Raw genomic sequence first — 910 nt, 5'->3', positions numbered from 1 at the left:
GGTTATACCAGAACGACAGCACCAAACGGCTATCGAGAATATCCTTTATTCTCATCGTCTTCGTCCTCCTGATAAAAGAAAAGCCAGAAACCCCATGTCTCTGACTCTTTCAATATAGTGCACTTTTCGGACAAATTTCAGTGAAGCGGCGCTCATTTATGTATCGAAAGGACTCACCAATATTTTGTACGACTTTCCGTTCCAACTTCTTCTCATTATGTAAAGCAACACAGCCGTGCTTATACTCAATCAAGGACAAATAACGGAGTGTCTTTATGAGTGTTAGGAAATATTGGGGAGCCGCAGCCACTCTTGCAATCCTCACGATCACCAACAATGTCTACGCCGTGGACAAGCAAGTTTCACCCGCGATGAAAAAGAAAATGCAGGCAATTTGTTCGGCAGAAAAGAGTCAACCCGGTGGATGGCAAGTTTCTCAAGTTACTCCAGAAGCGCAGCGCTCGTTGAGTATGGTTTTGTACCAGATGAACGCCGAAGATAAATTAAAAAACATCAACGAAGTACGCACTCAAGTGGTAGCGGGTACTCACTATGCGTTTGAGTTCGAGCTTCAAGACGGTGAAGTGTGGAACGCAATGGTCTTACGCAGTGCAAGAGGCGATTACATGATCGAAAGACACGCCAAAAAAGGCGAACTTTGCCCGAAGTAGAATGCCACCAACAAAAACCTGATGAAATGAAAGAGCCAGTGTTCAAAACTGGCTCTTTATGTCTGACTAGACGACTTTAACTACCACTTTCTCATCGACCTTATCGCAAATGTACTCTCCGATAGGCATGGCAGATGTGGCCGCTGGGGAAGGCGCATTACACACATGAAGGCTTCTTGCGCTCTCTGCAAATAGGAAATCGTGCACTAGAGTGCCGTCCGGCAACACCGCTTGCGCGC

The 910-nt window shown here is 46.0% G+C and carries 1 protein-coding gene and 1 pseudogene; one reads left to right on the top strand and one right to left on the bottom strand.

Going from position 1 to position 910, the window contains the following annotated elements:
- Positions 1-275 precede the first annotated feature (275 nt).
- Positions 276-671: a cystatin domain-containing protein gene (locus tag R7Z50_RS25600; RefSeq protein WP_005459310.1), complete on the top strand. Its 396-nt coding sequence runs from the start codon at positions 276-278 to the stop codon at positions 669-671.
- A 66-nt stretch (positions 672-737) separates the two neighbouring features.
- Here R7Z50_RS25600 and R7Z50_RS25595 read toward each other — a convergent pair.
- Positions 738-910 (bottom strand): annotated as a pseudogene (locus R7Z50_RS25595) (L-2-hydroxyglutarate oxidase); the annotation flags it as partial.

The organism is Vibrio sp. 1249-1, from assembly GCF_033340495.1.
The sequence above is the reverse complement of the archived record's forward strand: the minus strand, read 5'-3'. Positions and strand labels throughout refer to the sequence as shown.